This window comes from Streptomyces sp. NPDC098789, assembly GCF_044759975.1.
In the GTDB taxonomy this organism is placed as follows: Bacteria; Actinomycetota; Actinomycetes; order Streptomycetales; family Streptomycetaceae; genus Streptomyces.
In genome coordinates, this window is sequence record NZ_JBIWAJ010000001.1 from 414,251 (window position 1) to 436,504 (window position 22,254).

A 22,254-nucleotide genomic window follows, 5' to 3' on the forward strand; every position below is an offset into this window, starting at 1 on the left:
GGCCCGGGGGCTCAGCGGCGGCGGGCGTGGTCGTAGGCGAGGCCCAGGGCGCCGTGTGCGACCAGGAGCGTGCCGGCGGTCAGCCAGCCGGAGTTGCGGCGGCGGGCCGCCCACAGCATCAGGGGGGCTCCGGCCGCGACCTGGGCCGCGCCCACGAAGCGGGCCCGGGGGCCGCGGAGCCAGGGGCCCAGCGGGCCGTCCTCCACGACGTCGAGCTCCGCCCGTACCGCGTCGCGCCAGCCGGACCACTCCAGGGCCTCGGCCCCCGGGGCGACGCGGGCCGCCTCCCGCAGCCGGTCGGCGCGCTCGCCGGGGGCCAGCCCGGCGGGCAGGGCCAGCCCGGCCCGGGCCAGCAGTGCGATCAGCCCCAGCAGCCGGGTCCCGCCGTCGGCGGCTTCGTCGGGGCGGGTGAGCCGCTCCAACTCCTCCAGGTCCAGTACGGGATCCAGGCCGAGCCGCGCGGTGAGCGTGCGCATGGCGTCCGGGTCGCCGAGCGGGGTCCCGTCCGCCGCCCACCCGTAGGAGACGGGTCGCCGCAGCCCCGACGCGAGGGCGAAGCCGCTCTCCCCGGACTCCCACCACACGCCCAGCACCGGCCAGTTGCCGCCCACCGCCAGCGCCGAGGTCCAGCCGGTCAGCACCTCGGCCAGGGATTCCTCGGCCCCGGACGCGTCGGCGGCCGGGTATCGCTCGGGGACCAGCGCGCTCCAGTCGCCCGCCGGGGCGAGCACCAGGCGCTCGCGCAGGACGTGGGTGGCGGCGGGGCGGACGGTGGCGGGTTCGGCGCGGCAGAGCAGCAGCCCGCCCGCCGAGGTCTGGGAGATCGACATGCCCACACGCTAAGGCAAATCCCCCCAACCCACCCAAATGGAAGAGCGTGAAGGGGCGCGGCGCCATGTGGCGGCGCAGTGCCGCCCGAGCCGCTTGACTTCCGGCAACCGCGATATATCGTGTTACTCAGAAGACGCGATATGTTGCGTCATGCCGAACCCCGGCACCCGCGCGTCCGCCCGAGGAGGATCAGCACCATGGCACACCAGACGACCTGGTCCATCGCCGAACCCCAGCAGCTCACCTTCGAGGAGCCGGTCGCCGAGCTCCGCGTCCGCGTCGTGGGCGGCACGGTGAATGTGGTCGCCGCCGCCGAGGGGCCGGTCCAGCTCCAGGTCACCGAGGTCAGCGGGCCGCCCCTGCACGTGGTGCAGGAGGGCGACGTCCTCACCGTCTCCTACGAGGACCTGCCCTGGAACGGCTCGCAGAACCTGCGCAAGTGGTTCGACTCCAAGCCGTGGAAGGCCTGGACGGGCTCCGGCTCCGAGGGCGGCCGCAAGGCCTGGGAGCGCAGCGCCGTCATCTCGCTGACCGTGCCCGCCGCCACCCGCGTGCAGGTCGCGACCGTCAGCGCCACCTCCTTCGTCTCGGGCATCGCGGGCGCCACCGACGTCAACGGCGTCTCCGGCGACGCCACCCTGGTGGGACTGTCCGGGGCCGTCAAGGCGCACACGGTCTCCGGCAGCGTGGAGGCCCAGGCGCTCAGCGGGACCCTCGGCTTCCACTCGGTCTCCGGCGGGCTGACCGTGGTCGAGGGCGCGGGCGGCAGCGTACGGGCGGACTCGGTCAGCGGTGACATGCTGCTGGACCTCGACCCGGACCAGACGTCCCCGCAGCCGGTGGACATCGCGCTCAACTCGGTCTCCGGGCAGGTCGCGATCCGGCTCCCGCACCCCACCGACGCCCGCGTCGAGGCCAACACCGCCACCGGCGGGGTCTCCAACGCCTTCGAGGACCTGCGGGTCTCCGGCCAGCTGGGCGCCAAGCGGATCACCGGCACACTGGGCTCCGGGACCGGCACGCTGCGGGCCACGACCGTCTCCGGTTCGATCGCGCTGCTGCGCCGCGAGCCGGCGGACGCGGCCGCTCCGTCCGCCCCCCTCGAACTCGAAAAGAAGGTGCTCTGACATGCCGCCCGTCTTCGCCCACGGCCGCCTGCGGCTCTACTTGCTGAAGCTGCTCGACGAGGCTCCGCGGCACGGGTACGAGGTGATCCGCCTGCTGGAGGAGCGCTTCCAGGGGCTGTACGCGCCCTCCGCGGGCACCGTGTACCCGCGGCTGGCCAAGCTGGAGGCGGAGGGGCTCGTCACGCACGCCACCGAAGGCGGGCGCAAGGTGTACTCGATCACCGAGGCGGGCCGCGCCGAACTGGCCGACCGCAGCGGTGAACTGGCCGATCTGGAGCTGGAGATCCGCGACTCCGTCTCCGAGCTGGCCGCCGAGATGCGCGACGACGTCCGGGGCGCCGCGGGCGACCTGCGGCGCGAGATGCGGGCGGCGGCGGCCGCCACCGCTTCCGACACCCGGGTCGAGGACGAGACCTGGCGGCTGGCCAAGGAGGAGCTGCGCCGGGCCCGCCAGGAGTGGAAGGAGCAGGCCCGCCGGGCGAAGGACGAGAGCCGCCGGGCCCGCGAGGAGGCCCAGCAGGCCCGCCGCCAGGCGAAGGAGGCCCAGGACCGGGCCCGCGAGGAGGTCCAGCGCATCGCGAGCCAGCTCCAGGAGCAGTTCACGAAGTCCGGGGTCCGCGAGGGGCTGTCGGAGTTCACCGACAAGATCGGCAGCCTGGCGGGCGTCTGGCTGGGATCCACCGCGACCCACGACGGGGCCAAGGCCCGGGCGGCGGAGTCCGGATGGGCCGAGGACCTGCAGCCGACCGAGGACCCGGCGCGCGACCTCGACCGGCTGCTGGACCGCTTCCGTGACGAGGTGCGCGACGCGGCCCGCGACCACGGCGTCACCGCCGCCCAGCTGGAGGAGGTCCGCGCCGACCTGGCGACGGCCGCGGCCCGCATCACCACCACGGTCCGCGCACCGCGCTGACGCGCCGCGGCCCCGGGCGAACCGCTCAGGCGGCGGCCGGGGCGGTGGCCGCGACGCGGGCGTAGGTCACGCCCTGCGCGGCCAGTACGTCGGCCACCGGGCCCGGGGCGATGAGCAGGGCCAGCAGGAGATGGGTCTGCGTGATGGCCCTCTCGCGGTGGCCCACGGCGATCCGGAGCGACTGGGCCAGGGTCTTCTTCGTGCCCGGTGCGAAGCGGACGCGGGCGCTCTGCGGGCGGCCGCGCTGCGGGCGGGCCCCCGCCGCGGCGAGCGCGCCCTCGCCGTGGCTCTCCTCGACGCGGGCGACGATCTCGGCGAGGTCGATGCCCAGGCCCGCCAGGGCCTCCTCGTCGGCCTTCGACATCCCGCCCCGGCGCCGGGCCTCGGCCAGGGCGGCCGCGGTCGCCCCCCGGTCCACGCCGAGCCGGTCGAGCGCGCCCAGCTCCAGCAGGGCGAGCAGCAGGTGGTCCTCGGTGACCCGGGCGGCGCCGGTGCGGCGGGCTTCGTCGACCGCGCCCGTGACCGTGTCGCGCGCCCCGGCCGTGAATTTCTCGAACATCAGGCCCTCCCGTGCTTCTTGTGTACGGCCTGCCGGCTGACGCCCAGCTCGGCGGCGATGTCCTGCCAGGACCAGCCCTGGTTGCGGGCGCTGCGCACCTGTACCGCCTCCAGCTGCTCCAGCAGCCTGCGGAGGGCGGCCACGGCGCGCAGGCCCACGCGCGGGTCACGGTCACCGGCCCGTTCGGCGAGATCGGTTGCTTCCGTCACGTTGTCAATTTAGGTTGACGGGTGAGCCGTGTCAACCCGAATTGACAGATCGGAGTGCCGCGGGCGCGGTGCGGACGGGGTAGGCGTGCGGGAGGGGCGGGCCGTCAGACCGTCAGCACCACCTTGCCGAAGAGGTCGCCCGACTCCAGCTTCGCGAAGCCTTCCCGGGCCCGGTCCAGCGGCAGCACCTCGTCGATGACCGGCCGCACCCCCGTGGCCGCGCAGAAGGAGAGCAGGTCCTCCAGCTCCTCCTTCGTGCCCATGGTCGAGCCGACGACCTTCAGCTCCAGGAAGAAGATCCGGGTCAGTTCCGCGTGCGCGGGCCGATCGCCGCTCGTCGCGCCCGAGATCACCAGGGTGCCGCCCGGGCGCAGGGACTTCACCGAGTGCGACCAGGTCGCCGCGCCCACCGTCTCGATCACCGCGTCCACGCGACGGGGCAGCCGCGCGCCGGGCTCGTACGCCTCCTCCGCGCCCAGCTCCACGGCGCGCTCGCGCTTGGCCGCGTCGCGGCTCGTCGCGTACATCCGCAGCCCGGCGGCCTTGCCGAGCACGATCGCGGCGGTCGCGACCCCGCCGCCCGCGCCCTGGACCAGGACCGAGTCCCCGGGGCGCACGCCGGCGTTGGTGAAGAGCATCCGGTAGGCGGTGAGCCAGGCGGTCGGCAGGCAGGCGGCCTCCTCGAAGGACAGCTCCGCGGGCTTGCGCAGGACGTTCCAGGCCGGCACGGTGACCTGTTCGGCGAAGGTGCCCTGGTAGCGCTCGGTCAGGATCGAGCGCGGCTCGTCCGGCCCGACCCCGTGGCCGCTCTGGCCGATCACGGAGTGCAGGACGACCTCGTTGCCGTCCTGGTCGGTCCCGGCCGCGTCGCAGCCCAGGATCATCGGGAGCTTCTCCTGGCCGAGGCCCACCCCGCGCAGCGACCACAGGTCGTGGTGGTTGAGGGAGGCGGCCCTGACGTTCACGGTCACCCAGCCGGGGCGTGCCTCGGGCGCCGGGCGCTCGCCCAGTTCGAGGCCGCTCAGCGGCTGGTCACGGTCGATACGGGCGGCGTAGGCAGCGAACATGCGGCCAGACGCTACCGCCCGGTAGGGGGCCGCCGCCAGGGTTCCCGGCACTCCCGGCCTGTCTTTCGGATCACGTCGACCGGTCCCTCGGCCGACCCCCCGGCCGACCCCCCGGTCGGCCCCTCGGTCGGTCCTCGGTCAGCCCCTCGCTCGGTCCCGTGGCACGTGCCGTCGGACCCTACCGAAACGGGCCTTCGGGCCCCCGGTCGTACCGCAGAGCGGAATCTTTGTTCGATCGTCAATTACCTGTGTGGGCAGCGCCCTTGTGTGTTCCATGGGGTTAACCGGAACGTCATGGGCAAGCCAGGAACCGGGGTACGATTCTGGCCAGGCGCCACCAGGCAGCCCTCCCGGCACGGGGGCCGGGAGGGATGTGCGCAGAGGGGCCCGGTCGCTGTGATGCGACCGGGCCCCTCTGCGTGTGCGCCCGGGATCAGGCGGCCTTGGTCTCCCAGAAGATGCGGTCGATCTCCGCGATCAGTTCGAGGGCCTTCTGGCCCGTCGCCGGGTCGTTCGACGCCTTGGCGGCCGAGAGGGCCTTCAGGGTGTCGTTGACCAGGGAGTGCAGCTGCGGGTACTTCTCGAAGTGCGGCGGCTTGAAGTAGTCGCTCCACAGCACCGAGACGTGGTGCTTCGCGAGCTCCGCGCGCTGCTCCTTGATGGTGATGGCGCGGGCGCGGAAGTCCGCGTCGTCGTTGGCCTGGTACTTCTCCTGCACGGCCTTGACGGACTCGGCCTCGATACGGGCCTGGGCGGGGTCGTAGACGCCGCACGGCAGGTCGCAGTGCGCGCTGACCGTGACCTTGGGGGCGAAGAAGCGGGAAAGCATGGGGGTGGGTCCTCCTCGTGATCGTCTTCTCAAGGGGGAGATTACTCCGTGAGAAAGCGGAATTCGCGGGCGGCCCCGTGGGCTTAGGACAAAAGTCCAGCGGCACGATGGGGGTGGTGAGCGAACGTACGGACGGAACCGGGAAGGTGTCACATGCACGTGCCGATCGGGATGGTGGAGGTGTTCGGGCCCTCGATGGCCCCCACCCTGGACTCCGGCGATCAGCTGCTCGTCCACTACGGCGGGCGCGTGCGCCCCGGTGACGTCGTGGTGCTGCGCCACCCCCTCCAGCAGGACCTGTTGGTCGTCAAGCGGGCCGCCGAGCGGCGCGGGGGCGGCTGGTGGGTGCTCGGGGACAACGGCTTCAACGAGAGCGGGGACAGCGAGGACTACGGCGTGGTGCCCGACGAGCTCGTGCTGGGCGTCGGGCGGCTGCGCCTGCGGCCGCCCGCCGCCGGTCAGACCTCGCTGGCGGCCCGGGCGTCCTGGCTGGCCCGCGCGGTGCGCCCGCTGTTCCCGGACCCGAGCGCCTCCTCGCGCTTGCGGGCCCGGTAGGCGGCCACGTTGGCCCGGGTGGCGCAGCGGTCCGAGCAGTAGCGCCGGGACCGGTTGGTGGAGGTGTCCAGGTAGGCGTTGCGGCACGGCGGCGCCTGGCACAGGCCCAACCGGTCCGCGCCGTAGGACGTCAGGTGGAACGCCAGGCCCATGGAGGCGATCGCGGCGTACCCGGCCGAGGCGTTGGAGGGGTGGTCGGCGAGGTGCATGTGCCAGTTGGGCTCGCCGTCCGGGCCGGGCGTCTCGTGCCCGGAGATCTGCGGGCTCACGGGGAACTCCATCAGGAGCGAGTTCAGCAGGTCCACCGCGAGGAAGTGGTCGCCCGAGTCGGCCGCCTCGAAGATCGCGCGCAGCCGCGCGCGGACGTTGCGGAAACGGGTGACGTCGGCGTCGGTGACCCGGCGGGCGTCCTGGAGGCTGGCCCCGAACAGGGCCCGGGCCGTCTCCGCCGACGTCAGCGCATCCTTGCCACGGGCCGGCTCCTCGGTGTTGACCAGGCGCACGGCGTAGTCCGAGTAATGGGCCAGTTCCACTTGTAGTCCTTACGGATGAGGATTAGTGTGCGGGTGTGCCGTTCGGGTAACGGCCGATATGCCTTCTAGGGTATTACGGGTGGAGGGGTTCGGGATGACGGACGCAGCGACCGGAACGGACTGGCAGGCCTGGCAGGACAGCTGGGACCGCCAGCAGGAGTGGTACCTCCCGGACCGCGAGGAGCGGTTCCGGGTCATGCTGGACATGGTCGAGGCGGTCGTCGGCACGGCCCCCCGGGTGCTGGATCTGGCGTGCGGTACGGGAAGTATCACGGACCGGGTCCTCAAACGGTTCCCGAACGCCACCAGTACGGGCGTCGACCTCGACCCCGCCCTGTTGACCATCGCCGAGGGCCACTTCGCGGGCGACGCGCGGGTCACCTTCGTCACCGCGGACCTCAAGGACCCCGACTGGGTCGCGCGGCTCCCGCACGACTCCTACGACGCGGTGCTCACGGCCACCGCCCTGCACTGGCTGCACAGCCCGCAGCTCGCCGTGCTCTACGGGCAGCTGGCGCCCCTGGTGCGCCCCGGCGGCGTCTTCATGAACGCCGACCACATGCCCGACCCGGCGACCCCGCTCCTCAATGCCGCCGAGCGCGCCCACCGCCACGCGGGCATGGACCGGGCCCGCGCCGAGGGCGTGCTCGACTGGGCCGAGTGGTGGGCCGTCGCCGCGGCCGACCCGGTGCTCGCCGAGCCCACGAGGAAGCGGTACGAGATCTACGGCGAGCACGCCGACGGGGACACCCCGGACGAGGCGTGGCACGCCCGCACCCTGCGCGGGGCGGGCTTCGCGGAGGCCCGTACCGTCTGGCGCTCGCCGTCGGACGCGCTGGTCCTAGGACTCAAGTAGGGGATTCGGGCCGCGGGCCGGCGGAACGACGAAGAGGGGCGGTACGGACAAGGTCCGCACCGCCCCTCTTCGCACCGTGTGCGCGGGGTTACAACACCTCGGGTTACAACACCTTGGACAGGAACGCCTTCGTCCGGTCGTGCTGCGGGTTGCCCAGGACGTCGCGCGGGTTGCCCGCCTCGACGACCACGCCGCCGTCCATGAACACCAGGCTGTCGCCGACCTCGCGGGCGAAGCCCATCTCGTGCGTGACCACGATCATGGTCATGCCCGATTCGGCCAGGTCCCGCATGACGTCGAGGACGTCGCCGACGAGCTCCGGGTCGAGCGCCGACGTGGGCTCGTCGAAGAGCATCAGCTTCGGCTCCATGGCCAGCGCGCGGGCGATCGCCACGCGCTGCTGCTGCCCGCCGGAGAGCTGCGAGGGGTAGTTCCCGCCCTTGTCGCCCAGGCCGACGCGGTCGAGGAGCTTGACGGCGCGCGCCCGCGCGACCGCCTTGCTCTCGCCCTTGACCATGACCGGGGCTTCCATGACGTTCTCTATGGCCGTCATGTGCGGGAACAGGTTGAACCGCTGGAAGACCATGCCGATGTCCCGGCGCTGGGCCGCGACCTCGCTGTCCTTCAGCTCGTAGAGCTTGTCGCCCTTCTGGCGGTACCCGACCAGCTGGCCGTCCACGTAGAGGCGGCCGGCGTTGACCTGCTCCAGGTGGTTGATGCACCGCAGGAAGGTGGACTTGCCGGAGCCGGACGGGCCGACCAGGCAGAACACCTCACGCGGCGCGACCTCCAGGTCGATGCCCCGCAGGATGTGGGCGGCGCCGTAGGACTTGTGCACGGCCTCGGCTTTGACCATCGGCTGGGCGGTCACTTCGCCACCTCCGTACGGCGGAACATGTTCAGGTTGGCGCGCAGTCGCTGGAGCGGTGTCGGCGGCAGGCTGCGTAGCGAGCCGCGCGCGAAACGGCGCTCCAGGTAGTACTGGCCGACGCTGAACACGCTGGTCAGGGCGAGGTACCAGATCGACGCGACGATGAACATCTCCATCACCGCGAACGAGGTGGCCGCGATGTCCTGAGCCGCCCGCAGCAGGTCCGCGTACTGCACGGCGACGACCAGCGACGAGGTCTTGAGCATGTTGATGAACTCGTTGCCCGTCGGCGGCACGATCACGCGCATCGCCTGCGGGAGCACGACCCGGCGCATCGTCTGCGTGCGGGTCATGCCCAGTGCGTGGGACGCCTCCGACTGCCCTTCGTCGACCGACTGGATGCCGGCCCGGACGATCTCCGCCATGTACGCGCCCTCGTTGAGGCCGAGACCCAGCAGGGCGGCCAGGAAGGGGGTCATGACCTGGGTCATCTCGTCCTTGTAGAACCCGAGGTTCAGGATCGGGAAGATCAGGGCGAGGTTGAACCAGATGAGCAGCTGGACGTAGACCGGGGTGCCGCGGAAGAACCAGATGTAGAACCAGGAGATGGTGCTGGTCACCGGGTTCTTCGACAGCCGCATCACGGCGAAGGCGACGCCGAGGACCAGGCCGAGCGCCATCGCCGCGACGCTGATCAGGACCGTGTGCCACAGGCCGCTGAGGATGCTCGCGTCGAACAGCTTCTCGGGGACGGTCTGCCAGCGCACGTTGCCCTGGGAGAAGGCGTAGATGATCGCGCCGAACAGGACGAGCGCGATCACACCGCTGATCCAGCGTCCGTAGTGCCGGACGGGGATGGCGCGGATCATTTCGGGCGGAACGGACCCGGCCGGCGGGGTGTCCGCCGGTCCGGGGACCTTTTCGAGCTTGTCAGTCACAGTGACTGCCCTTCAGTGCTGCGTGGGGGTCACTGACCTGCGTTGACCTGGGCCTTGGTAACGGCGCCGGAGGCCGCGTTCCACTTGTCCAGGGCGGCCTTGTAGCTGCCGTCCTTGATCGTCGCGTCGATGGCGGCGGCCAGGGCGTCGCGCAGCTCGGTGTTCTTCTTGTCGATGGCGATGCCGAAGAGGCCGGCGTCACCCGGGTTGGCGACGGCCTCGAAGTCGTTGCCGCCGCCCGCGGTCTGCGCGATGTACGCGGCGACCGGGGAGTCGTTCAGGTCGGCGACGGCGCCGCCGGCCTTCACACGGGTCTGCGCCTCGGCGTCGGTGTCGAAGGCCTCGATGGAGAGCTTCGCCTTGCCGTCCTTCTCGCACTTGGCGCTCTGGTCCTTGGCGGACTGCTCGTACGTCGTGCCGCGCTGGACGGCGAGCTTCTTGCCGCACAGGTCGTCGAGGGTCTTGATGCCCTCCGGGTTGCCCTTCTTGACCAGGATGCCGGTCGACGCGGTGAAGTAGTCGACGAAGTCGACGCCGTTACCGGTCTTCTGGCCCTTGTCGTCGAGGCCCTGCTGGCGGGCCTTGGTGTCGCTCATGGAGGACATGACGACGTCGGTGCGGCCGGTGGGCAGACCGCCCAGCAGGGTGGCGAAGGTGCCGGAGGTGAACTCGAACTTCACACCGAGCTGCTTGCTGAGGGCGGCGGCGATGTCGGGGTCGACACCGACGATCTTCTCGCCCTCCTTGAACTCCATCGGGGCGTAGGTCGCGTCGGTGCCGACCTTGATCACGCCAGCGTCCTGGATCTTCTTCGGGAGCTTCGAGAACAGCGGGGCGCTGCTCGTCTTGGCGCCCGTGTCGGAGCCCTTGTCGGTCTGGTCGCCACACCCGGTGAGGATCAGGGCGCCGGCGACCGCGATCGCGCCGACCGCGGCGATCCGGGACCGGGCGGCAGTCGTGCGGCGGGTGGTGCTTGCGGTCATGAGCTGGTTCCTCCGACAGGGGTGGAAAGCATCCGATGGCGGTCGGGCACGCACCTTCGAGTGTCGCGACCTTGTGTGATTACGGCATCTTGCCATTCGGACTGGCGCATTCAGGATGCCCATCAGGTCAAAATCGCATAACGGGCGACCCCGGTAACCCAACATCGCTGCGGGGATGGGCTGTCGCGGCCGGAGTATGCACCGTCCGGGGCCTGCTTTACCGGAGTTTTTGCGGCCCGTCTCGGGTACTGGACACAGACTCTTGGACTTTTCGCCGAAACTAGGACAAGAGGCTTATGGTCGAGCAGGAATCGACTCGTCTGGGTGAGCGTTCTTCGGGTAGAACAGATCCTTACACCCCTCATCCGGGGCTCAGGGCGCGCGTGCGGCGCGCCCGCGCGTACGAACCTCCCCTTCGCGGAGACGGACCAACCAACCCGTCGACGCGGAGTACGGACGCGGTGCCCGCCCACCCCTTAACCAGGAGTGGTCACCCTCAACGAATTAAAGACTTAAGGGGTTAAGAAAGTGGCAGCGGAGATCGTCAATCCTCGCAGCGACAGCGTTACGGACAACAACCCGGATGCGGTGTTCGCGCTTCACCGCGGCGGAAAGATGGCCATCGTGGCCACCGTTCCCGTCCGGGACAAGGACGACCTGTCCCTCGCATACACGCCCGGCGTGGCCAAGGTCTGCACCGCCATCGCGGAGCAGCCCGAGCTGGTCCACGAGTACACCTGGAAGTCCAACGTGGTCGCCGTCGTCACCGACGGTACCGCCGTGCTCGGACTCGGTGACATCGGGCCGGAGGCCTCGCTCCCCGTCATGGAGGGCAAGGCCATCCTCTTCAAGCAGTTCGGCGGTGTCGACGCGGTTCCGATCGCGCTCGCCACCAAGGACACGGACGAGATCATCGAGACCATCGTCCGGCTCGCCCCCTCCTTCGGCGGGGTCAACCTGGAGGACATCTCGGCGCCCCGCTGCTTCGAGATCGAGCGCCGCCTCCAGGAGCGCGTGGACATCCCGATCTTCCACGACGACCAGCACGGCACCGCCATCGTGTCGCTGGCCGCCCTGCGCAACGCCGCCAAGCTCACCGGCCGCACCCTCGCGGACCTGCGCGCCGTGATCTCGGGCGCGGGCGCGGCGGGCATCGCCATCGCCAAGATCCTGGTGGACGCCGGCATCGGTGACGTCTGCGTCACCGACCGCAAGGGCGTCGTCTCCGCCGACCGCTCCGACCTCACGGACGTCAAGGCGGAGATCGCGGGCCTCACCAACAAGACCGGTCTGACCGGCTCCCTGGAGGACGCCCTCGTCGGCGCCGACGTCTTCATCGGCGTCTCCGGCGGTACGGTCCCCGAGGCCGCGGTGGCGACGATGGCGAAGGACTGCTTCGTCTTCGCCATGGCCAACCCGAACCCGGAGGTCCACCCCGACGTCGCGCACAAGTACGCGGCGGTCGTGGCCACGGGCCGCTCGGACTTCCCGAACCAGATCAACAACGTGCTGGCGTTCCCCGGCATCTTCGCGGGCGCCCTCAAGGTCCGGGCCTCCCGGATCACCGAGAACATGAAGATCGCCGCCGCCGACGCCATCGCCGGCGTCGTCGGTGACGAGCTGGCCGCCGACTACGTGATCCCGTCGCCCTTCGACGAGCGCGTCGCCGAGGCCGTCACCGCGGCCGTCGCCGCCGCGGCCCGCGCGGACGGCGTGGCGCGCCTCGCCTGAGCGAGCCGCCCGCAGTACGGCCCAGTACCCAGTACGCCGAAGGCCCCGCCGCATCACTGCGGCGGGGCCTTCGGCGCATCCGGACGGGAAGGACAGCGACTACTCGTCGTCCTCGTCCTCGTCGTCGAGCCGGGCCAGCCAGGTGGCCAGCCGCTCGACCGGGACCTCGAAGTCCGGGTTCAGGTCCACGAAGGTGCGGAGCTGCTCGGCGAGCCACTCGAAGGTGACCTCCTCCGCGCCGCGCCGCTTCTCCAGCTCCTCGATGCCGCGATCGGTGAAGTACAAGACAGGCTCCGTGCGTGAGGGGGGGTGTTTCCCGGCCAGGATAATCCGCGTCGGCCGGACACCTCCCGCCGGGCACCGGGCAGGGATACCCTGGATGGCCTCAACACGCTTGGCGGACGCAGCCGTTGGTTGCTGCCGGGTGCTGATTCACCGGGACCGGGGGCGGGGGATGGCGGACGGGCGCACGGGCGACTCCGCGCGCGCCTTCGAGCTCCTGGAACCCCTCGTCCAGGCCGCGACCGTACGCGTCCACGCCCCGCCGAACGGGTATGAGGACCCTGGGACCGGAGCCACCTGGGGCAGCGGGTTCTTCATCGCTCCCGGCTGGGTCCTGACGTGCGCGCACGTGGTGGGCGAAGGGGGCGGTGGGATGCGGCTGGTCGGACGGGAGGTCGGCATCACCTTTTCCTCCGGCGGGGACGGCGCCACCGGAACCGTCGCCGGACGCGTGGAATGCGTCCTGCCCGAGCGGCTGGAGCAGCGGCGGCCGGGCGGGCCCGGCCTGTGGGAGCTGCCCGACCTGGCGCTCGTGCGCGTCCTGGCCCCCGTCTCGCACGCCTGCGTCTGGCTCACCGACCGGGCCAGGCCCCGCTTCGACGAGGTCGCGTACTTCGGCTGCACCGAGGACCTGGGCGCCCCCGAGATCACCGGCCGCACCACCCGGCTGCGCGGCACCGCGGGCAACGGCGCCGCCATCCGGCTCGGCGCCGAGGACGAGATCGAGCACGGCATGTCCGGCGGCCCGGTCGTCGACCTGGCCCGCGGCGAGGTCGTCGGCGTGGTCAAGGCCCGCGCGCGCGGCGGCGGCGGGCTCGCCGTCTCCGTCGTCCAGCTGCGCACCCTGCCGATCTCCGCCAAGAGCCGGATCGGGCTCTACCGCCGCGTCATGCAGGCCCACGACCTGCACCACTACGACCAGCACCTCAGCGACGTCGACAACCGCCGCACCTGGACCGACGCGCACGACGAACTCCCGCGTCCCGAACCCGACCCCTACGGCGGCCGCCAGCGCCTCACCCCCGGCGAGCGGACCACCCTGTGCGGGCTGCTGGCCGAGCTGCCCCCGCCCGGCTCCTCCGAGGCCGTACGGACGCTGGTCGAGGCGGCCCGCGGCGAGGAGCCGGACCCCGGCCCGCTGGCCCCGCTGAGCTGGCGCGACGGGCTCGGCCTGCTCTACGACCCGCCCGGCGGGGTCAGCGAAGCCGCCGCCATGCTGCGCTACGCCACCGACGTCAGCGTCGCCGAACACCGCGAGCCGCCCGCCCCCGGCGCCGACGAGGAGCTCTGGGACTGGGTGCGGGCCACCGCCGAGCGGCTGTGGCGACCCCTGCGCCGGGAGCTGGGCGAGCGGCACGAGCGGGGCCTGCTCGAACGCGAGCGGGCGCGCGAGGAGCGCAGGCTGGCCGCCGCCGGGCAAGCCGTCCGGATCGGGCCCGCCCGCGCCGCCGAGATCCTCCCGCCCGGCCCCTCGGTCCTGCTGGAGGTGTGGGCGCACAGCTGGGAGCGGGTCTACGACTGGCGGGTGTCCGTCCTGCTCGGCCCCGAGCACCTGACCCCCGTCGACGCGGGGGAGCGGGCCACCCTCGCCGCGCTGCCCGAGGTGCTGCGGGCCCCGCTCGCCGAGGCCTTCCGGCGCTGCGACACGCACGAGGGGGCCGCGCTGCTGGAGGCCGCCGTCGCACCCGACCTCTTCACCCTGCCCGTGGACGAGTGGGTGGTGGCGGGCGCGGCCCCGGTCGGCACCCAGCGGCCCGTGGTCTTCCGCCACCCGCCCGAGCCCGGGCCCGCCACGGACGACGGCCACCGCCGCGCCGACCGCTGGGCCCGGGTCCAGGCCGGACCGCTGCTCGACGAACGGGCCGACTGCGACCGGGGACGCCGGCGCACCCCGACGTACGCCTGGCTCGACGGCCAGCCCGACAACACCGTGCCCGTCCACTGCCGGGCCGCGGACGCCGACCCCACCCTCGGATCGCTGCACTCCGCCCACCGCGCCGGCTACGGGGTGGTGCTGTGCCGGCGCCCCCCGGCGGACCCGACGCTGCCGTGCGCGCCCTTCCACCGCGCCCTGCGCGAGGAACTCGCCGACGCGGGCCGCGGCGGCGTGCTGGCCCTGCGGCTCCAGTCCCTGCGGGGGCGGGCCCACGGGCACGACCCCGACGCGTACTGGGCCGCCGGGCTGGGCCTGGTCTGGGACGACCCCGGGCGGCCGCTGCCGGACGACGAACCGTTGCAGGGGGACCTGTGAGCCGCGGCCGCGCCGGGGCCGGGACCGTACGACCGCACCGCGGGAGCGGGGCAGGGGCGGCCGCCACGAAGGGGGAGCGACCATGAACGACGAGTGGCTCATCTACCGCGGGGTCGGCGAGCCCCACGACGGCATCGACGCCCTGCCGCCCCCGCCGCCGTGGCGGGACTTCGACGGCGGCCCGGTCATCGAGCCCGGTGAGGCGGCCGACGCGGTCGACGGCGCCGCCACCCGGCGGCTCGGCGCCCACCGGCACGCCGCCGAGATGCACCGGCCCGAACCGGAGGAGCTCGACGTCATCAACGCCGCGCTGTACCTGCGCCGGCCCCTGCTGGTGACCGGCTACCCCGGCACCGGCAAGTCCACCCTCGCGCACGCCGTCGCGCACGAGCTGAAGCTCGGCCGCGTCCTGCGCTGGCCCGTGGTCTCCCGGACCGTCCTCCAGGAGGGCCTCTACCGCTACGACGCCATCGCCCGCCTCCAGGACGTGCAGATCGCCGCCGGGGGCGGCGATCCGGGCGGGACGCCCGGCATCGGGAAGTACATCCGGCTGGGGCCGCTCGGGACCGCACTGCTGCCCACCGACCGACCGCGGGTCCTGCTCATCGACGAGCTGGACAAGAGCGACATCGACCTGCCCAACGACCTGCTCAACGTCCTGGAGGAGGGCGAGTTCGCGCTCCCCGAGCTGGAACGGGTCGCCGACCGGGAACCCGAGGTCCAGGTCCTCACCGACGACGGCGCGAAGGTGAGCGTCCGGGGCGGCCGGATCCGCTGCCGGGCCTTCCCCTTCATCATCATGACCAGCAACGGCGAACGGGACTTCCCCGCCGCCCTGCTGCGCCGCTGCATCCAGCTCAAGCTCGGCCCGCCCGGCGAGAAGCGGCTCGCCACCATGGTCCGGGCCCACCTGGGCGAGGAGGCGGCCGCGCTCGGCGCCGACCTCATCCGGGAGTTCCTCAGCCGCTCCCAGAGCGAGCTCGTCGCCGCCGACCAGCTCCTCAACGCCATCTACCTCACCCACCACGCGGCGCCGCCCACCCGGGAGGACCTCGCCGACCTGCTCATCCAGCGGCTCGACCGTTCGAGGTGAGGGCCCGTGACCGCCGCCGCCGGACCGCCGCCGCCCGGAATCCGTGACCTGACCGCGCTGCTGCGCGCAGCCGGCCTCGACCCCTCCGTCGAGGAGCTGGCCGACGCGCTCTGGCTGGCCGGGCACACCCGGGCGGCCCGGGGCGCGGGGTCCGCGGCGGTCACCGGGGCGGGCGCGGTCGACGGGACCGGGACCCGCGCGGTGGGCGACCCCGGGGCGCAGGAGACGGACGGCACGGACGGCAGGGAAGGGACGGAAGGGACGGACGCGAGCAGCGGCGCGGGGGTCGGGGCGGCCGACCCGGCGCCGGGGCGTGCGGGCCCGCCCGAGGAGGACCGCCTCGACCTGTACGTCCCCGGGCGCGCGGGCCCGTACCGCCCGGGGGAAGCCGGAGCGGAAGCAGAACCGGAGGGCGCCGCCGGGATCCGGGTCCGGGTGCCGACGGCGGCCGCGCTGCCCCGGATCCTGGACATCCAGCGGGCCCTGCGCGCGCTCCAGCGCCGCCGGCCACCCGCGCCCCGCGCCCGCAGCGTGCTGGACGAGCCGGCGACCGCCGAGGCCAGCGCCCGGGCGCTGGGCCTGGTCATCCCCGTGATGCGGCCCGAGACCCGGCGCGAGAGCACGATGCGGCTGGTCCTGGACGCGTCCCCGTCGATGGCCGTCTGGCACGACATGTTCGACGAGTTACGGGCGGTGTGCGAGCGGCTGGGGGCCTTCCGGGACGTCCAGGTGCACTACCTCCACCGGCTCGCCGACGGCCGACCCGCGATCGGAGCCGGAGCGGAACCGGAAGTGCGGATGCGGGCCGCGGACGTGTTGCGCGATCCGACCGGGCGCGGGCTGACCATGGTGGTCTCCGACTGCGCCGGGCCGCTGTGGCGCGAGGGCGAGGCGCAGCGACTGCTGCACCGCTGGGCCCAGTGCACGCCCTGCGTGGTCGTCCAGCCGCTGCCGCAGCGGCTGTGGGGCCGCAGCTGGCTGCCGACCGAGCGGGGCACGCTGGCCCGGCGCGACGGCGGCGAGCCCCACCTGGAGTTCCGTCCCGACCGGCCGCCGCGGCCGGGTCGACCGGTCGGCGGGCTCACCGTGCCCGTGCTGCCGCCCAGCGCCCCCGCGCTCGGGGCCTGGGCCCGGCTGGTGGCCGGGCTGGGCAGCGGAGCCGTACCGGCCGAGGTCGGGCGGGTGCTGGCCGACCATCCCGCGGCGCCCGCACCGCTGCCGCGGGCCGCCCGGCCGCCGCGCGAACTGGTGCGCCGCTTCCGCTCCTCGGCCTCGCCGCGCGCCGTGCAGCTCGCCGTGTACCTGTCGGCGACCCCGCTCGCGCTCCCGGTGATGCGGCTGGTGCAGCGCACGATGCTGCCCGACTCGGAACCGTCCGACCTCGCGGAGGTGCTGCTCAGCGGGCTGCTGCGGCGCAGCGGTCCGACGCCGGGGCAGTGGTACGAGTTCGTGCCCGGGGTGCAGGACGTACTGCTCGGGCCGCTGGGCCGGGACGAGGCCGCGCTGGTGCTCAAGCACTGCTCGGAGTACGTACTGGCCCACTTCGGGCGGGGCGTGCGCAACTTCCCCGCGCTCGCGGTCTCGCAGCTCACCGGCGCCGCGTCGGCCGGCGCCGCGTCGACCGGCGTCGCGCCGGTCGGGGAGCCCGAAGCGGACACCGGCGCCGCGGTGGCGGCGGGGATCGGCCCGGGCCCCGGGGGCGGTGTCGGGGCCGGTGTCGGTGTCGGGGCCGGGGAGGAGCCGGGGCGGGTGCCGGTACCGCGGTTGCCGCAGCTGCCGCAGGCCTTCGCCCAGGTCTCCGCCAAGGTCGTGCGCCGCTACCTGCCCGGGCCGCAGGACACCCCGCCCGGGGTCGAGGAACCGCCCCCGGGAGGCGGCGCCCCCGTGCCCGGCCGGGCCTGGGCCGTGCGCACCGCCCGGACGCGGCTCGCCGCCTTCGACCGCGACCGGGACGGCGGCCAGCGCGCCCTGTACGAGGCCGTCGCCGTGCTGCGGCGCGCCGTGACGGCGCCGCCCGGACCCGGGGACCCGGCGGGCGAGGCCGAGTTCGAGCTGGCCGGGGCGCTGCTGCGGCTCTGGGAGGTGCAGCGGGACCTCGACCTGCTGACCGAGGCCGAGCGCACGGCGCGCGCGGTGAGCGCGCTGCCCGGCATGGTCCGGGCCCGCGCGCTGCTCGGCCGGGTGCTCTACGAACGGGCCGTCGCCGCCCTGCCGGGCCCCGGGACCGAGGCGGCCGAGCTGCTGGCCGCCGCCGAGCGCGAGTTCGCGGCCGTCGGGGCCGTGCCCGAGCTGGAACGGGAACTGCGCCTGGACTGCGCGATCCGGCGGGCCCGGACCCTGATGCGGCTGTGCGAACTGCACGACGACCCGGCGGCGCTGCGCGAGGCCCTGGGCGCGCTGGAGGTCTTCGACCGCGCGGAGCGGGAGCTCGGCGGCAAGCCGGACGGAGGGCTCCAACTGGCCCTGGGCCGGGTCCTGCTGGCCTTGGCCGACCGCGAGCCGGACCCGGCCGGGCGGACCCTGCTCGCCGACCGCGCCGCCACCCGCCTGGCGGCGGGCCTGGCTCCGCTGCTGCGCGCCCGCACGGGCCCGGGGGAGCGGGGGGCGGCGCCGGACGAGGAGCGGGCCGCGACGCCGGGGCCCGGAGCCGCGCCGCCGGACGGCGGGGCCGCGGGGGAGCGGGGCTGGGTACGGGTGGAGCTCGCCCGGGCGCTGCGCTACGTCCCGGAACGGCTCGACGAGGCGCCCGGGGTGCTGACGGCCGCGCTGGCCGACGCCGCCGGGGAGCCGGAGCTGCGGCTGGCGGCGCTGGTGTGCCTGGCCCGGGTGCACCGGGAGCGGTACGCGCGGGACGCGGACCCCGCCGATCTCGACGCGGCGGCCGACGCCTACGGCCGGGCCCGGCGGCTGATCCCCCGGGACGGTGAGGCCTACGGGGAGCTGCTGCCCGAGTGGGGCGACGTACTCCTGGAGCGGGCCCGCGCGAGCGACGGGCAGCGGTTCGTCTCGACGGCGGTCCGGGTGCTGCGGGACAGCCGCGCCGCCGTGCCGCAGAACGATCCGCGCGCCCCGCACCGGCTGCACCGGCTCGCCGCGGGCCTGCGGCTGCGGCACTCCTACGAGGGCGACCTGGTCGACCTGCGCGAGGCCGAGTACCTGTTGGAGCTGGCGGTCCGGCACGCCCGCGGCCCCCTGGAACGGGCGAACGCCTGGCGCGAGCACGGCGACGTGCAGCAGGAGATCCACGCCCAGACCCGGGCCGTCGACCGGCTCGACCGCGCGGCCGACTCCTACCGGCGGGCCTGGCGCGCCGCGATGGAGGCCGACCGCACGGACCGCCAGGAGGCCGCGGTCGAACTGGCCGCCCGCGTACAGATGTTGCGCGGTCAGGTGCTGGAGCGCCTGGCCCGGCCGCGGGCCGCGCTGGACGCCTACCGGGGGGCCCTGGAGCTGTGGCAGCGCCTCGAAGGGGCCGGGTCCGGGGCGGCTGCGACCGGGTCCGCGGCCGCGGCCGGGTCCGGTGGAGGCCCCGACGATCGGCGCGAGGCGGTGCGCGCGCGGGTGCGCGCGCTGGAGGCGGCACTCTGACGTGCCTCGGGGCGCCCCTCCCGTGACCGTTTCCGCTCCCCGGGCACCGGGAAAGGGGAGTGGACCCATCGAACACACGACGCAACAGGGGGACGGAAAAGCCATGGTGACAAAGCATCAGGAAGTGGTCGCACGCCGGTGTTCGGGACAGCTGCCGGACCTCTCCGGGCTCGATCTGGCCGCGCTGCGGGGCATCGACCACCCGGTGCTGGCGGACGTGGTCGAGGGCATGGTGGAGCGCGTCACCCACCCGGCGGAGATACTGAACGCCTTCGACTCCGGCGTCGACTGATCCGGCCGGCTACCGGACCGGGCCGCCGGAGCCTCGGACCGGCCGGTCCGAACCGGCAGAAAACGCCCCCTGGTTGACCACTTTCCGCCGTTAGCCGTACACATCCACCGGGCAGGGATGGACCGTCCGCAGCGGGAGGAACAGTCGAATGAGGCAGACGACCACGCGCGACGCCGTGCTGCCCGCGCACCGCGTCCACGCGCCCTGGCCCTACACCCGGCTCGATGTCCCCGCGCTCCGCGCCGCGGGCCACCGCCCCTATCCCTTGCGCCAGTTCGTCCTCAAGACGCGCAGCCGCTGCAACCTCGCCTGCACCTATTGCTACGTCTACTCCATGGCCGACCAGGGCTGGCGCGCCCAACCCGTGGCGATGCCCGCCGCCACCGCCGCCCGCGCCGCCGACCGGATCGCCGAACACGCCGCCGCCCACGCCCTGACCCGGGTCGACCTCGTCCTGCACGGCGGCGAGCCGCTGCTGACCCCGCCCGCCGGCCTCGCCGCGCCCGTCGAGGCGGTCCGGGCGGCCCTCGCCCGCCGCTCCCCGCGCACCCGGGTCACCGCCACCGTGCAGACCAACGCCACCCTGCTCACCCGGGGCAGGCTCCAGGCGCTCGCGGCCGCCGGGATCCGGGTCGGCGTCAGCCTCGACGGGGGGCTCCCGGCGCACAACGCCCGGCGCGTGGACCACGCCGGGCGCCCCGGCTTCGCCGCCGCCGCGCGCGGCCTGCGCCTGCTGGCCCGGCATCCGGAGAGCTACGCCGGGGTGCTGTGCGTGGTGGACGTGGACCAGGACCCGGTGGAGACGTACGCCTCGCTGCTCGCCTTCGCGCCGCCCACCATCGGGCTGCTGTTACCCCTGGCCAACTGGGCCGACCCGCCGCCCGGCGCGGCCCCGGGCACCACCCCGTACGCCGACTGGCTGACCGCCGTCTTCGAGCGCTGGTGGCACGACGGGGTGCGCCGGACCCGCATCCGGCTCTTCGAGGAGATCATCGCCCTGCTGCTCGGACTGCCCGCCGCCAACGAATCCCTGGGCCTGGCCCCGGTCACCACCGCCGTCATCGAGACCGACGGCAGCATCGAACAGGCCGACTCCCTCAAGTCCGCCTACGAGGGCGCCGCCGCCACCGGGATGACCCTGGACAGCCACAGCTTCGACGAACTCCTCGACCACCCCGGGCTGGCCGCCCGCCAGCTCGGCCGGGCCGCACTCACCACGGGCTGCCGCTCCTGCGAACTCGTCGAGGTGTGCGGGGGCGGCCACTACCCGCACCGCTACCGGCCCGGCCGGGGCTTCCGACACCCCTCCGTGTACTGCGAGGACCTCCAGGTGCTCATCCGGCACATCGCGGCGGCCCTGCACCACGCCGCCACAGCCACGGCCGCCACCGCGGCGCCGACCGCCGCCACCGCGCGCGGCCCCGAGCGGGCCGCCTCGTGACCCGCCCCGCCCCCGGCGCCGCGCCCGCCGCCCCCGACCCGCTCCCCGGCTTCTCCGTCACCTCCCACCTGCTGCGCGCCCTCTCCTCCACCGAACCCGGCGCCGAGGGCACCCGGCTGGTCCGCGACATCCGCCGCTCCAAGCGCCTGGTCCTGCTGCGCGGGGTGCTCGACGCCGCCCCCGGCGGAGCCGACGGGGAGACCGGCCAGCACTGGGCCCTGCTGGAGGAGGCCGAGCGGCACGACCCCGGCGCGGTGCGCGACGTGCTGCACTACCCGGCGACCGGGGCGTGGGCCGAGGAGACCCTGCGCCGGCTGCACGCGCCCCACGGACCCGCCCCCGACCTCGCGCACCTCGGGGCCCTCGCCGCCGCCGCGGCCCTGCGCGCCGGAGTCGACTTCAAGCTCACCCTGCGCCCGCTGCACGGCCGCCTCGTCCTGCCCACCCTCGGCCTGCTGCGCCCCGCCCGCCCCGGGCCCGTCGCGCTCACCGAACGCTCCTGGGACCCGGCCGACCCCGCCGTCCTGGCCCTGCACGGCCTGCCGGGCGGCCGCACCGCCCTGGACGACCTCGACCCGTACCGGGCCCTGGGCCACTCCGCGTCCGTACGCCCCGCCCGCCGGCTCACCCCCAAGGGGCACCGGCGCTGGGACATCCAGTGGACCGGCGCCCTCACCCTGCTGGAGCGCTACGACTCCACCCGGGCCGGCGAGATCGGCGAACTCCTGCGCACCCTGGTCCCGCTGGCCGGCGGGGCCCGTTCCACCGGCGCCACCCTGCCCGCCGCCGCCGGATCCGTCCTGGTCCGCGGCCAGGCCCCGCCCGCGCTCGCCGCCACCCTCGTCCACGAGGTCCAGCACGGGAAGCTGACCGCCCTCGCGGACGTCCTCACGCTGCACACCGCCGACCGCACCCCCTGCTACTGGGCCCCCTGGCGCGCCGACCCCCGCCCGTTGGAGGGACTGCTGCACGGCGCGTACGCCCACCTGGCCCTGGCCGGCTACTGGCAGCGCGCCGCCCTCTACGGCGCCCGCGGGGCCTGGGCCCGGCACGCCCGCTACCGGGCCCAGGTGGCCGCGGTCCTCCCCGTCCTCCAGGGCGCCCGCGAACTCACGGTCACCGGAAGGGAGTTCACCGCCGGCATGGCCGCGGCGGAAGCCGCCATGGACGACCTGCCGCCGCCGGGGGACCAGCAGGCCGTCGCGCGCCGGGCGATCGACCACGACCGTCGAGCCTGGTGCGAGGACCACCCCGAACTCGCCGCATTCGCCGCGTCCTGAGGAGGGCTGAGCCCCCGTCACCTGC

The 22,254-nt window shown here is 74.2% G+C and carries 21 protein-coding genes; 11 read left to right on the top strand and 10 right to left on the bottom strand.

All coding sequences use genetic code 11. The features are described 5' to 3' along the window. Nucleotides 1-11: 11 nt before the first annotated feature. The gene (locus ACIQWR_RS02135; RefSeq protein ID WP_404004355.1) at nucleotides 12-830 is read right to left on the bottom strand and encodes a hypothetical protein; all 819 of its coding nucleotides are present in this window, start codon (nucleotides 828-830) and stop codon (nucleotides 12-14) included. A gap of 198 nt (nucleotides 831-1,028) precedes the next feature. Between ACIQWR_RS02135 and ACIQWR_RS02140 the strand changes: the two genes are divergently transcribed. Further along, complete coding sequence (locus tag ACIQWR_RS02140; protein WP_404004357.1) at nucleotides 1,029-1,958, top strand: DUF4097 family beta strand repeat-containing protein; 930 nt, start codon at nucleotides 1,029-1,031, stop codon at nucleotides 1,956-1,958. Between the two features lies 1 nt (nucleotide 1,959). Then, the gene (locus tag ACIQWR_RS02145; protein WP_404004360.1) at nucleotides 1,960-2,871 is read left to right on the top strand and encodes a helix-turn-helix transcriptional regulator; all 912 of its coding nucleotides are present in this window, start codon (nucleotides 1,960-1,962) and stop codon (nucleotides 2,869-2,871) included. A 25-nt stretch (nucleotides 2,872-2,896) separates the two neighbouring features. On the opposite strand, the gene ACIQWR_RS02150 is transcribed toward ACIQWR_RS02145, so the two are convergent. The 4 genes from ACIQWR_RS02150 to sodN all read right to left on the bottom strand — a co-directional run bounded on the left by ACIQWR_RS02150 (nucleotide 2,897) and on the right by sodN (nucleotide 5,535). Continuing rightward, on the bottom strand, nucleotides 2,897-3,430 hold the full coding sequence (locus tag ACIQWR_RS02150; protein ID WP_404004362.1) for a Clp protease N-terminal domain-containing protein: 534 nt from the start codon (nucleotides 3,428-3,430) through the stop codon (nucleotides 2,897-2,899). Beyond that, nucleotides 3,430-3,639 carry a helix-turn-helix domain-containing protein gene (locus ACIQWR_RS02155; RefSeq protein WP_354382421.1) on the bottom strand — a complete coding sequence of 70 codons (210 nt, stop codon included), beginning with the start codon at nucleotides 3,637-3,639 and terminating at the stop codon, nucleotides 3,430-3,432. The genes ACIQWR_RS02150 and ACIQWR_RS02155 overlap by 1 nt, the downstream gene beginning before the upstream one ends. 104 nt (nucleotides 3,640-3,743) lie before the next feature. Beyond that, nucleotides 3,744-4,706: a zinc-binding dehydrogenase gene (locus ACIQWR_RS02160; protein ID WP_404004366.1), complete on the bottom strand. Its 963-nt coding sequence runs from the start codon at nucleotides 4,704-4,706 to the stop codon at nucleotides 3,744-3,746. 433 nt (nucleotides 4,707-5,139) lie between these two features. Then, the gene (sodN, locus tag ACIQWR_RS02165) at nucleotides 5,140-5,535 is read right to left on the bottom strand and encodes a superoxide dismutase, Ni (RefSeq protein WP_399262602.1); all 396 of its coding nucleotides are present in this window, start codon (nucleotides 5,533-5,535) and stop codon (nucleotides 5,140-5,142) included. Nucleotides 5,536-5,688: 153 nt separating this feature from the next. Between sodN and sodX the strand changes: the two genes are divergently transcribed. Next, a complete protein-coding gene (gene sodX, locus ACIQWR_RS02170; protein WP_404004369.1) occupies nucleotides 5,689-6,090 on the top strand; it encodes a nickel-type superoxide dismutase maturation protease in 402 nt (133 codons plus the stop codon). Here sodX and ACIQWR_RS02175 read toward each other — a convergent pair. Then, entirely contained in the window at nucleotides 5,994-6,623 is a 630-nt protein-coding gene (locus ACIQWR_RS02175) for a CGNR zinc finger domain-containing protein (protein ID WP_404004371.1), read from the bottom strand. The genes sodX and ACIQWR_RS02175 overlap by 97 nt on opposite strands. Nucleotides 6,624-6,717: 94 nt before the next feature. Here ACIQWR_RS02175 and ACIQWR_RS02180 point away from each other — a divergent pair, with 94 nt between their 5' ends. Beyond that, nucleotides 6,718-7,479, top strand: coding sequence for a class I SAM-dependent methyltransferase (locus tag ACIQWR_RS02180; protein ID WP_404004373.1), 762 nt, complete (start codon nucleotides 6,718-6,720; stop codon nucleotides 7,477-7,479). A 103-nt stretch (nucleotides 7,480-7,582) separates the two neighbouring features. Here ACIQWR_RS02180 and ACIQWR_RS02185 read toward each other — a convergent pair whose 3' ends face one another. From ACIQWR_RS02185 to ACIQWR_RS02195, 3 genes are read right to left on the bottom strand one after another with little or no spacing between them, the layout of a single operon-like run. Beyond that, complete coding sequence (locus ACIQWR_RS02185) at nucleotides 7,583-8,335, bottom strand: amino acid ABC transporter ATP-binding protein (RefSeq protein ID WP_330335186.1); 753 nt, start codon at nucleotides 8,333-8,335, stop codon at nucleotides 7,583-7,585. Between the two features lie 11 nt (nucleotides 8,336-8,346). Then, nucleotides 8,347-9,288 carry an amino acid ABC transporter permease gene (locus tag ACIQWR_RS02190; protein ID WP_399262610.1) on the bottom strand — a complete coding sequence of 314 codons (942 nt, stop codon included), beginning with the start codon at nucleotides 9,286-9,288 and terminating at the stop codon, nucleotides 8,347-8,349. 29 nt (nucleotides 9,289-9,317) lie between these two features. Continuing rightward, entirely contained in the window at nucleotides 9,318-10,271 is a 954-nt protein-coding gene (locus tag ACIQWR_RS02195) for an ABC transporter substrate-binding protein (protein ID WP_404004375.1), read from the bottom strand. A 528-nt stretch (nucleotides 10,272-10,799) separates the two neighbouring features. Here ACIQWR_RS02195 and ACIQWR_RS02200 point away from each other — a divergent pair. Then, on the top strand, nucleotides 10,800-12,002 hold the full coding sequence (locus ACIQWR_RS02200; RefSeq protein WP_404004377.1) for an NADP-dependent malic enzyme: 1,203 nt from the start codon (nucleotides 10,800-10,802) through the stop codon (nucleotides 12,000-12,002). A gap of 99 nt (nucleotides 12,003-12,101) precedes the next feature. Here the strand turns inward: ACIQWR_RS02200 and ACIQWR_RS02205 are convergent, their stop codons facing one another. Continuing rightward, entirely contained in the window at nucleotides 12,102-12,287 is a 186-nt protein-coding gene (locus ACIQWR_RS02205; RefSeq protein WP_356415216.1) for a DUF6104 family protein, read from the bottom strand. Between the two features lie 169 nt (nucleotides 12,288-12,456). On the opposite strand from ACIQWR_RS02205, the gene ACIQWR_RS02210 reads away from it, so the two are divergent. The 6 genes from ACIQWR_RS02210 (at nucleotide 12,457) to ACIQWR_RS02235 (ending at nucleotide 22,229) form a co-directional block, all read left to right on the top strand. Continuing rightward, nucleotides 12,457-14,535, top strand: a complete 2,079-nt coding sequence (locus ACIQWR_RS02210) for a trypsin-like peptidase domain-containing protein (protein WP_404004380.1) — start codon at nucleotides 12,457-12,459, stop codon at nucleotides 14,533-14,535. Nucleotides 14,536-14,617: 82 nt separating this feature from the next. Continuing rightward, a complete protein-coding gene (locus ACIQWR_RS02215; RefSeq protein WP_404004382.1) occupies nucleotides 14,618-15,628 on the top strand; it encodes an AAA family ATPase in 1,011 nt (336 codons plus the stop codon). A 6-nt stretch (nucleotides 15,629-15,634) separates the two neighbouring features. Beyond that, complete coding sequence (locus ACIQWR_RS02220; protein ID WP_404004384.1) at nucleotides 15,635-19,216, top strand: SAV_2336 N-terminal domain-related protein; 3,582 nt, start codon at nucleotides 15,635-15,637, stop codon at nucleotides 19,214-19,216. Nucleotides 19,217-19,319: 103 nt separating this feature from the next. Continuing rightward, nucleotides 19,320-19,508, top strand: coding sequence for an FxSxx-COOH cyclophane-containing RiPP peptide (fxsA, locus tag ACIQWR_RS02225; RefSeq protein WP_354382783.1), 189 nt, complete (start codon nucleotides 19,320-19,322; stop codon nucleotides 19,506-19,508). A gap of 148 nt (nucleotides 19,509-19,656) precedes the next feature. Beyond that, nucleotides 19,657-20,949, top strand: a complete 1,293-nt coding sequence (locus ACIQWR_RS02230; protein ID WP_404004387.1) for an FxsB family cyclophane-forming radical SAM/SPASM peptide maturase — start codon at nucleotides 19,657-19,659, stop codon at nucleotides 20,947-20,949. Next, nucleotides 20,946-22,229 (top strand): HEXXH motif domain-containing protein, encoded by a 1,284-nt coding sequence (locus ACIQWR_RS02235; RefSeq protein WP_404004390.1) that lies wholly within the window; start codon nucleotides 20,946-20,948, stop codon nucleotides 22,227-22,229. Before ACIQWR_RS02230 ends, ACIQWR_RS02235 begins: the two co-directional genes overlap by 4 nt. Nucleotides 22,230-22,254 lie beyond the last annotated feature (25 nt).

Coding starts and splice junctions, on each gene's coding strand:
- ACIQWR_RS02145 (WP_404004360.1), top strand. CDS start 1,960: ATGCCGCCCGTCTTCGCCCACGGCCGCCTGCGGCTCTACTTGCTGAAG.
- ACIQWR_RS02195 (WP_404004375.1), bottom strand. CDS start 10,271: ATGACCGCAAGCACCACCCGCCGCACGACTGCCGCCCGGTCCCGGATC.
- sodX (WP_404004369.1), top strand. CDS start 5,689: ATGCACGTGCCGATCGGGATGGTGGAGGTGTTCGGGCCCTCGATGGCC.
- fxsA (WP_354382783.1), top strand. CDS start 19,320: ATGGTGACAAAGCATCAGGAAGTGGTCGCACGCCGGTGTTCGGGACAG.
- ACIQWR_RS02140 (WP_404004357.1), top strand. CDS start 1,029: ATGGCACACCAGACGACCTGGTCCATCGCCGAACCCCAGCAGCTCACC.
- ACIQWR_RS02150 (WP_404004362.1), bottom strand. CDS start 3,430: ATGTTCGAGAAATTCACGGCCGGGGCGCGCGACACGGTCACGGGCGCG.
- ACIQWR_RS02135 (WP_404004355.1), bottom strand. CDS start 830: ATGTCGATCTCCCAGACCTCGGCGGGCGGGCTGCTGCTCTGCCGCGCC.
- ACIQWR_RS02215 (WP_404004382.1), top strand. CDS start 14,618: ATGAACGACGAGTGGCTCATCTACCGCGGGGTCGGCGAGCCCCACGAC.
- ACIQWR_RS02210 (WP_404004380.1), top strand. CDS start 12,457: ATGGCGGACGGGCGCACGGGCGACTCCGCGCGCGCCTTCGAGCTCCTG.
- ACIQWR_RS02160 (WP_404004366.1), bottom strand. CDS start 4,706: ATGTTCGCTGCCTACGCCGCCCGTATCGACCGTGACCAGCCGCTGAGC.
- ACIQWR_RS02185 (WP_330335186.1), bottom strand. CDS start 8,335: ATGGTCAAAGCCGAGGCCGTGCACAAGTCCTACGGCGCCGCCCACATC.
- sodN (WP_399262602.1), bottom strand. CDS start 5,535: ATGCTTTCCCGCTTCTTCGCCCCCAAGGTCACGGTCAGCGCGCACTGC.
- ACIQWR_RS02230 (WP_404004387.1), top strand. CDS start 19,657: ATGAGGCAGACGACCACGCGCGACGCCGTGCTGCCCGCGCACCGCGTC.
- ACIQWR_RS02180 (WP_404004373.1), top strand. CDS start 6,718: ATGACGGACGCAGCGACCGGAACGGACTGGCAGGCCTGGCAGGACAGC.